Annotated in this window: 11 protein-coding genes; all 11 read right to left on the bottom strand. The window is 66.0% G+C overall.

The window, feature by feature from the left end; all coding sequences use genetic code 11:
- Positions 1-901 (bottom strand): DNA-directed RNA polymerase subunit alpha (locus tag JWP54_RS06425; protein ID WP_297369024.1); only part of this gene is annotated, 901 nt, incomplete at its 3' end.
- A 162-nt stretch (positions 902-1,063) separates the two neighbouring features.
- Positions 1,064-1,462 carry a 30S ribosomal protein S11 gene (rpsK, locus tag JWP54_RS06420; protein WP_297369021.1) on the bottom strand — a complete coding sequence of 133 codons (399 nt, stop codon included), beginning with the start codon at positions 1,460-1,462 and terminating at the stop codon, positions 1,064-1,066.
- 43 nt (positions 1,463-1,505) lie between these two features.
- A complete protein-coding gene (gene rpsM, locus JWP54_RS06415; protein WP_297369018.1) occupies positions 1,506-1,880 on the bottom strand; it encodes a 30S ribosomal protein S13 in 375 nt (124 codons plus the stop codon).
- A 195-nt stretch (positions 1,881-2,075) separates the two neighbouring features.
- Positions 2,076-2,189 carry a 50S ribosomal protein L36 gene (gene rpmJ / locus JWP54_RS06410; protein WP_035834639.1) on the bottom strand — a complete coding sequence of 38 codons (114 nt, stop codon included), beginning with the start codon at positions 2,187-2,189 and terminating at the stop codon, positions 2,076-2,078.
- 66 nt (positions 2,190-2,255) lie between these two features.
- The gene (infA, locus tag JWP54_RS06405; RefSeq protein WP_022883252.1) at positions 2,256-2,477 is read right to left on the bottom strand and encodes a translation initiation factor IF-1; all 222 of its coding nucleotides are present in this window, start codon (positions 2,475-2,477) and stop codon (positions 2,256-2,258) included.
- A 129-nt stretch (positions 2,478-2,606) separates the two neighbouring features.
- On the bottom strand, positions 2,607-3,755 hold the full coding sequence (locus JWP54_RS06400) for a mannitol-1-phosphate 5-dehydrogenase (RefSeq protein WP_297368935.1): 1,149 nt from the start codon (positions 3,753-3,755) through the stop codon (positions 2,607-2,609).
- Complete coding sequence (locus JWP54_RS06395; RefSeq protein WP_297368933.1) at positions 3,752-4,192, bottom strand: PTS sugar transporter subunit IIA; 441 nt, start codon at positions 4,190-4,192, stop codon at positions 3,752-3,754. The genes JWP54_RS06400 and JWP54_RS06395 overlap by 4 nt, the downstream gene beginning before the upstream one ends.
- A complete protein-coding gene (locus JWP54_RS06390; protein WP_297368930.1) occupies positions 4,192-5,652 on the bottom strand; it encodes a PTS mannitol transporter subunit IICB in 1,461 nt (486 codons plus the stop codon). Before JWP54_RS06390 ends, JWP54_RS06395 begins: the two co-directional genes overlap by 1 nt.
- Positions 5,649-7,370 carry a phosphoenolpyruvate--protein phosphotransferase gene (gene ptsP / locus JWP54_RS06385; RefSeq protein ID WP_297368926.1) on the bottom strand — a complete coding sequence of 574 codons (1,722 nt, stop codon included), beginning with the start codon at positions 7,368-7,370 and terminating at the stop codon, positions 5,649-5,651. The genes JWP54_RS06390 and ptsP overlap by 4 nt, the downstream gene beginning before the upstream one ends.
- A gap of 12 nt (positions 7,371-7,382) precedes the next feature.
- Positions 7,383-7,649, bottom strand: a complete 267-nt coding sequence (locus JWP54_RS06380) for an HPr family phosphocarrier protein (RefSeq protein WP_297368923.1) — start codon at positions 7,647-7,649, stop codon at positions 7,383-7,385.
- 122 nt (positions 7,650-7,771) lie between these two features.
- Positions 7,772-8,079 (bottom strand): PTS sugar transporter (locus JWP54_RS06375; protein ID WP_297368920.1); only part of this gene is annotated, 308 nt, incomplete at its 5' end.

Genomic DNA, 8,079 nt, shown 5'->3' with positions numbered 1-8,079 from the left:
GCTTGTCCTTGACCTCATCCACCGACTTCTGACCGAAGTTGCGGATGTTCATCAGCTGGGTCTCCGAGAGGGCGACCAGTTCGCTGACGTTGTTGATGCCTTCGCGCTTGAGGCAGTTGTACGAGCGCACGGACAGATCGAGGTCTTCGATCGGCACGGACAGCTCGGTCGAGAGGACGGCGTCGACCGGCGCGGGGCCGATCTCAATGCCCTCAGCGGCGGTGTTCAGCTCGCGCGCCAGACCGAACAGCTCGGTCAGCGTACGACCGGCGGATGCGATGGCGTCACGGGGCGAGATAGCCGACTTGGTCTCCACGTCAACGACGAGGCGGTCGAAGTCGGTGCGCTCACCGGCACGAGTTGCCTCGACACGGTAGGTCACCTTGAGAACCGGCGAGTAGATCGAGTCGACCGGAATCTGGCCGGCCTCGGAGTACTCGTTGCGGTTCTGGGTGGCCGACACGTAGCCGCGGCCACGCTCGATGGTCAGTTCGAGTTCGAACTTCGCCTTGTCGTTCAGGGTGGCGATGACGAGCTCGGGGTTGTGGACCTCCACGCCGGCCGGAGCCGAGATGTCGGCGGCCGTGACCTGGCCCGAGCCCTGCTTGCGCAGATACGCGGTGATCGGCTCGTCGTGCTCGCTCGAGATGACCAGACCCTTGATGTTCAGGATGATCTCAGTGACATCTTCCTTGACCCCGGGAACGGTGCTGAACTCGTGGAGCACTCCATCGATACGGATGCTGGTGACAGCAGCGCCGGGAATCGAGGAAAGCAGGGTGCGGCGCATCGAGTTGCCGAGGGTGTAGCCGAAGCCAGGCTCGAGGGGTTCGATGACGAACCGGGACCGGAACTCCGAAATGTTCTCTTCGGTGAGCGTGGGGCGCTGTGCGATAAGCACTATTGATTCCTTTCGGCGAAGTGTCCGCTATATGACACTTGTTGGCGAGTTGTTAAGTTGTGTGTCTCGACGATCCCGCTCGGGGCCGTCGCGGTGAACGGCGAGTGAGCCTGCCCGGATCTAGCGATCCGAACAAGCCCAAACGCCAGTCACTGAAAGGAATTAAACGCGGCGACGCTTCGGCGGACGGCAGCCGTTGTGGGCCTGGGGCGTCACGTCGTTGATCGAACCGACCTCGAGGCCGGCGGCCTGCAGCGAACGGATAGCCGTTTCGCGGCCTGAACCCGGTCCCTTGACGAAAACGTCGACCTTTTTCATGCCGTGCTCCTGGGCCTGGCGGGCTGCGGACTCCGCAGCCAGCTGAGCGGCGAACGGGGTCGACTTGCGCGAACCCTTGAAGCCGACTCCACCTGAGGACGCCCAGCTGATGACCGCACCGGTGGTGTCGGTGATCGAGAAGTTGGTGTTGTTGAAGGTGGACTTGATGTGAGCCTGGCCCACAGCAATGTTCTTCTTTTCTTTCTTACGCGGCTTCCGTACGGCCGACTTGGGTGCTGCCATGATTTCTCCTGAATCCTAAAGGCGAGACGGGCTAGGCGAAGGCCTAGCGCGCCTTCTTCTTGCCGGCTACGGTGCGCTTCGGGCCCTTGCGGGTGCGAGCGTTGGTCTTGGTGCGCTGGCCGCGGACGGGCAGGCCCTTGCGGTGACGAATACCCTCGTAGCTGCCGATCTCGACCTTGCGGCGGATGTCAGCGGCAACTTCGCGTCGAAGGTCACCCTCGATCTTGAAGGTTCCTTCGATGTAGTCGCGGAGCTGGACGAGCTGGTCGTCGGTCAGGTCCTTGACTCGGATGTTGCCATCGATCTGGGTGTCGGCGAGGGTCTTGAGGGCCCTCGTGCGGCCAACACCGAAAATGTAAGTAAGTGCAACTTCCACGCGCTTATCGCGCGGAATGTCTACGCCGGCTAGACGTGCCATTGTGGCTTCTCCTGTGGGATGGGTGGAGGTCTGTAACAGCGCCTGTGCATCGGCCTCCGACCGATGGTGTCGCCCCGAAGGGTTCCCGGCACTGCTATGTATTCAGTTGTAGGTCGAGGCATAGCTCGACCAGCGGTAGATCTCGGCTACCCGACCATCGCTGGTCGAGCTTGTCGAGACCCATCTCTGGTGTGGCTAGCCCTGACGCTGCTTGTGACGCGGGTTCTCGCAAATGACCATCACGTTGCCGTTACGGCGGATGACCTTGCACTTGTCACAGATCTTTTTGACGCTGGGCTTGACCTTCATGGTGTGTCCTTGTAATCGCTGTCTTCGTACCCTCGGAACGCCGCGGGCCGTTACTTACAGCAGTCGTTACTTGTAGCGGTAGACGATCCGGCCACGGGTCAGGTCGTACGGGCTCAACTCAACGATCACGCGGTCCTCTGGGAGGATGCGGATGTAGTGCTGACGCATCTTGCCGGAAATGTGGGCAAGAACTTTGTGGCCGTTGGTCAACTCAACACGAAACATCGCGTTGGGAAGAGCTTCGACTACTGCGCCCTCAATCTCGATGACACCGTCTTTTTTGGCCATAACTCACTATCGCTAAAGTATTGATTGCTGGTCGTGCGTGGATTGTGGCAGTCAGACACGCCAATAAAGGCGGTGTTAGACACCAAGGATTTATCCTATGCTATGTAATTGCCTTTTGGCAATTCATGCCTATACTCTGCGGGCCGCCTGAACGACGTCCAACAGGTCTGCGTAGAGCGGATGCGTGGGCTCCAGTCCGCAGACCTCCGCGACGATGGTCTCGGCCGAGTCGGCTCCGAGCATCCGCTTCAGTTCGACGCTCTGTTCGTCGTCGGCCACGTCGAAGCGCAGCGCCGCCGCGATCGCTTCGAGCAGCGCCACCGGGCGGGTGCCGCGCTCGGCGATTTCAGCGGCCGGGCCGATGAAGCGCTCGTGCCGGCTGAGCTTCCGCAGCGGCTGGCGGCCGACGCGCTCGACGGTGTCGGGCAGGGACGGGTTCGCGAAGCGACCCAGGATCTTCTCCCGGTAGGCGCGCTGGGTGGCCTCGTCGAGGCCGTGCTTGGCCACCAGCAGGGCGCTGGTCTCCTCGAGCACCCGGCGGGCGCCGTCGGCGACCGAGGGCACCAGGAGGGCCTCGGAGAGTTTGGAGACGCCGGCCTGGGTGCCGAGGTAGGCCACCGTGGCGTGTCCGGTGTTCACCGTGAAGAGCTTCCGCTCGATGTAGGGCGCGAGGTCCTCCACGAAGGTGGCGCCGGGGATCACCGGCGGAGTACCGCCGAAGGCGGGGCTTTCGATGACCCACTCGGAGAAGCCCTCGACGGTGACGTCGATGCCAGCGTCCGCGGCCTGGCCGGGAACGATGCGGTCGACGGCCGTGTTGGCGAAGGCCACCCGGCTTTCCAGGGCCGCCCGGTCACCGTCCGGCACGTTTGCCCAGACCTGCTCGGCGAGCACGTCGGTGGCGTTGATGGCGTTTTCGCAGGCCATCACGGCCAGCGGCGGCAGCCCGGCAGCGCGGCGGGCGAGGCCCGCCGCGATGACCGGGGCCACGAACCGCAGCACGGTGGGGCCGACGGCGGTGGTGACGGCATCTGCCGTGGCGATCTCGTTGATGAGATCGTCCTCGGAAGTGGAACTGTTGAGGGCGCGGAAGTTGTCGACCACCTTGTCGGTGGGGGTCTCCCCCGCCTCATGCACCGTGTAGGACGGTGCCTGCTGCAGAGCCTCAATGAGGGGAGCATTCACATCGGCGAAGACAACCTCATATCCGGCCTCGTGAAGCAGGAGACCTACGAAGCCGCGGCCGATATTGCCCGCGCCGAAGTGAATGGCTTTCATTCTGCGTTTACCTCCTCGAGCAGGGCGAAGATCTCGTCCTGCGAACCTGCGTCGATCAGTTTCTGTACTTCGTCCTCGTCGGAGAAGACGACGGCGATCTTGGAGAGGATCTCCAGGTGTTCGTTGTTGAGGCCGGCGATGCCGACCGCGAACTTGACGGGCTGGCCGTTCCAGTCGATCGGCTCGGTGTACCGCACCAGCGAGAGGGCCGACCGGACGATCGACTCCTTCGCGTCATTGGTGCCGTGCGGGATCGCGAGGAAGTTGCCCATGTAGGTCGAGACGGATCTCTCGCGCTCGAACATCGAGTCGACGTACTCCTGCTTGACCGCTCCGGCGGCGACCAGCAACGCGCCGGCCTCCCGGATGGCCTCGTCGCGGGTGGTGGCCGTGCCGTCGGCCACCACGTTCTGCGGTTCCAGAATGCTCTGGGTCATTACTTGGTCACTTCCTCGTTTGCGCCCTGCAGGGACTGCACGACCTCGTCGTACTTCGGGCTGTTCATAAAGTTCTCCACCGACACGTGCACCGACTTGGGGCTCTTGCCGCGGGCCCGGTCCGTCAGGTCCTGGTGGGTGATCACGAGGTCGGCGGTGCCGTCGAGGTTCGCGATGGCCTGGTTGGTCACCGTGACCCCTTCGATGCCGGCCTTCTTGATCTTGTTGCGCAGCACCGAGGCGCCCATGGCGCTGGAGCCCATTCCGGCGTCGCAGGCGAAGACGATGTTCTTCACCGAGGTGCCGGGGGTGGCGGCCGAGGCGCCGAGGTTGCCCAGCACCGAGCTGGCCTTACCCTTGTTCGCTTCGGTCTTGGCGATGGCGGCGGCCAGCTCGTTGTCGTTCTCAGCGGCCAGGTCCTTCTTGCGGCTGGCGCGGAGGATGACCGCACCGATCGCGAAGGAGACACCGGCGGATGCGATGACCGAGAGGATGACTCCGACGAAGTCGCTGCCGGGGGTCTGGGCCAGCACCGCGAGGATGCTGCCGGGCGAGGCGGGGGCGCGCAGGCCGGTCTGGAATGCGACGTTCACGGCAACGCCGGTCATGCCACCACCGATGGCGGCGAGGATCATCATCGGCTTCATCAGCACGTACGGGAAGTAGATCTCGTGGATGCCACCGAGGAACTGGATGATGATCGCGCCGGGTGCACTGGCGCGGGCCAGGCCGACGCCGAAGAACGAGAACGCGAGCAGGATGCCCAGGCCGGGGCCGGGGTTCGCCTCGAGCAGGAAGAGGACGGACTTGCCGGCATCCTGGACCTGCTGCACACCGATGGGGGTGAGCACGCCGTGGTTGATGGCGTTGTTGAGGAAGAGGACCTTGCCCGGTTCGATGAAGATCGACGCGATCGGCAGCAGGCCGTTGCCGATCAACCAGTCCACGACGGTCTCGAGGAAGGCGCTCAGACCGGTGACCAGCGGGGCGATTCCGAAGAACGCACCCAGGGCCAGGGCGAAGCCGAGGATGCCGGCGGAGAAGTTGTCCACCAGCATCTCGAACCCGGGCTTGATCTTGCCTGCCCAGATCTTGTCGACCTTCATCAGGATCCAGGCGGACAGAGGTCCGACGATCATCGCGCCGATGAACATGGGGATCGAGCTGCCCACGATGACGCCCATGGTGGCGATCGAGGCGATCACGCCGCCGCGGGTGCCGTAGACCATCCGGCCGCCGGTGTTGGCGATCAGCAACGGCAGTAGGTACAAGATCATCGGGTCGACGAGCGAGCTCAGGGTCTCGTTCGGGGTCCACCCGGTGGGGATGAAGAAGGCGGTGATGATGCCCCACGCGATGAACGCCGCGATGTTGGGCATGATCATGCCGCTCAGGAAGGTGCCGAAGGCTTGTACGTGAACCCTCGCGCCCTTCTTCTCGGTGACAGACGTCGTTGTCATTTCTGTATACCTCTCTCGGGGGTGAGCACGGTCGGAGCCGCGCTGTCAGGGGTGGGGTTGGTGTAACTGTGTGCGATTGCGGTTGCCGCGGCGCGGGCGGATGCCGCACCGTCGGATTTCACAGCAGCTTCGGCGAGTTGCCGAGCCTGCTCGAGTGTGAAGTCGGCCAGCGAGGCCCGAACGTCGGCGAGGGCCGAAGCCGACATCGACAAGGTGGTGGCGCCAAGGCCCACGAGCACGACGGCGAGCAGCGGGTCGGCCGCGGCCTCACCGCAGACGCCAACGGGCTTGCCCTGCGCTCGGCCGGCGGCACCGACCTCGCCGACCAGGCGCAGCACCGCGGGGTGCCACGGGTCCTGGAACCCGGCGACGGACCCGAGCATGCGGTCGGCCGCGAGGGTGTACTGGGTGAGGTCGTTGGTGCCGATCGACGCGAAGTCGGCGTGCGCCAGGATCCGGTCGGCCAGAAGCGCGGCGCTGGGCACCTCGACCATGACGCCGGCGGTCTTCAGGCCCAGGTCATGGGCGAGGCCGGTGAAGTACCGGGTCTCCTCCACGGTGGACACCATCGGTGCCATCACCCACAGGTCGGCGTCGGTGGCGGCGTCGGCTTCGGCGAGGGCGGTGAGCTGCTCCCGGAGGATGTCCTCGCTGGCGCGCAGGGCCCGCAGCCCGCGCAGGCCAAGGGCGGGGTTCTCCTCCGCCGCGTCGTTGAGGAACGCGAGCGGCTTGTCGGCGCCGGCGTCGAGCGCCCGCACGACGACCTTGCGGCCGGGGAATTCGCGCAGCATCCGCTCGTACTGCTCGCGCTGCTGGGTCACGGTGGGTGCGGAGGTGGAGTCGAGGAAGAGGAACTCGGTGCGGAACAGTCCCACGCCTTCTGCGCCGAGGGCGACGGCCTTGGCGGCGCCGTCGGCGTTGCCGAGGTTGGCCAGCAACGGCACGCTGGTGCCGTCCTTCAGCCGGCCGGGGCCGATCGGGGCGAGGGCACGAGCGGCGCGGGCGACGATGCGTGCCCGGGCGTCATCGAGCTGCTTGGCGGTGGGTGCCAGGAGCACGATGCCGTTGGCGGCGTCAATGATGACCTCGTCGCCGTCGGCGAGCTGGGCGGCGGCGTGGGTGCCGACGATCGCGATGATCGACTTCTCCCGGGCGAGGATGGCGGTGTGCGAGGTGGGTCCGCCGTCGATGGTGATCAGGCCGAGCACCTTGTCGAGGTTGAGCAGTGCCGTGTCGGCGGGAGCGAGGTCGCGGGCGACGAGCACGAACGGCTCGGCCGGGTCGGGCACGCCGGGGGCGGGCAGGCCCACCAGGTCGGAGATGACCCGCTGGGCGACGTCGTCGAGGTCGGCGGCGCGTTCGCCGAGGTAGCCACCCAGGGCGAGCAGCTGGTCGCGGAACGCGGCGAACGCCTCGAACACGGCCCGCTCGGCGGTCTGGTGCTTGTGCAGCCGGGCGGTGACCTCCTCGACGAGGGTCGGATCCTCGGCCATCATGGCCTGCGCCTCGAGCACCTCCTGGGCGGTGCCGCCGGCGCGCTCGCCCCGGGCTTCGAGGTCCTCGGCCACGGTGTGCATCGACGCGGTGGCCCGGGCCAGTTCGGCGTCGGGGTCGAGGGTACTGCGGGCGGTGGCGGGTTCCGGCAACGGTTCGGGCATGCGCAGCACCCGGCCGATGGCGACACCCTGGCCGATCCCGATTCCCTGCAGTTCGATCATGACCGGGCCGGCTTACGCATCGTGGTCGGTGAGGAGGAGCTCGGAGAGTTCGTCGAGGACGGTGTCGGCGTTGTCACCGTCGGTGCTGAGGGTGACGCTGTCGCCGTGGTTGATGCCGAGGGAGATCACGCCGAGGATGCTCGCGGCGTTGACCGCCTTGCCGTCGCCCTTCTGCAGGGTGACCGGTGCCCCGGCGGCCGCGGCGGCCTTGGTGAAGAGCTTCGCGGGCCGGGCGTGCAGCCCGTGCGTCGATCCGATCAGTACGGTGCGAACAGCCATCTTCTCTGCCTTTCCATCATGCGGGGATCGACACCCGGGCCTCGGTCAAGGCCCCGGCTCACTTCGGGCGGCCGGCAGCGCCGGCACATAATCGGGGGGGGTGGAGCGGGTGACGGGCTGGGTCACACCCAGGAACGTTCGTGTTCGGCAGCCAGGGCCAAATCGAGGGCCTCGTCGCCGTCCCGCGCCGCGAACACCGAGCCCGGCAGCAGGGCCACGCCCACGCCCCGGGTCTTGGCCTGGGCGCTGATGCGTCCATAGCGGGGGGCCAGGTGCGGTCCGATCAGGAGAACGTCGATGGTGTCCAGGGAGGCCGGCAGGTCGGCTTCGCTTCCGGCGACGACCGTGAGGGTGAGCCCTCGGGTCTTGCCGGTGGTGCGCAACCGGTGCGCGACGAACGCGCTGGATGCCCCGGCGCCGCAAACGATGA

It is taken from the genome of Cryobacterium sp., assembly GCF_025463825.1.
In the GTDB taxonomy this organism is placed as follows: domain Bacteria; phylum Actinomycetota; class Actinomycetes; order Actinomycetales; family Microbacteriaceae; genus Cryobacterium.
The sequence above is the reverse complement of the archived record's forward strand: the minus strand, read 5'-3'. Positions and strand labels throughout refer to the sequence as shown.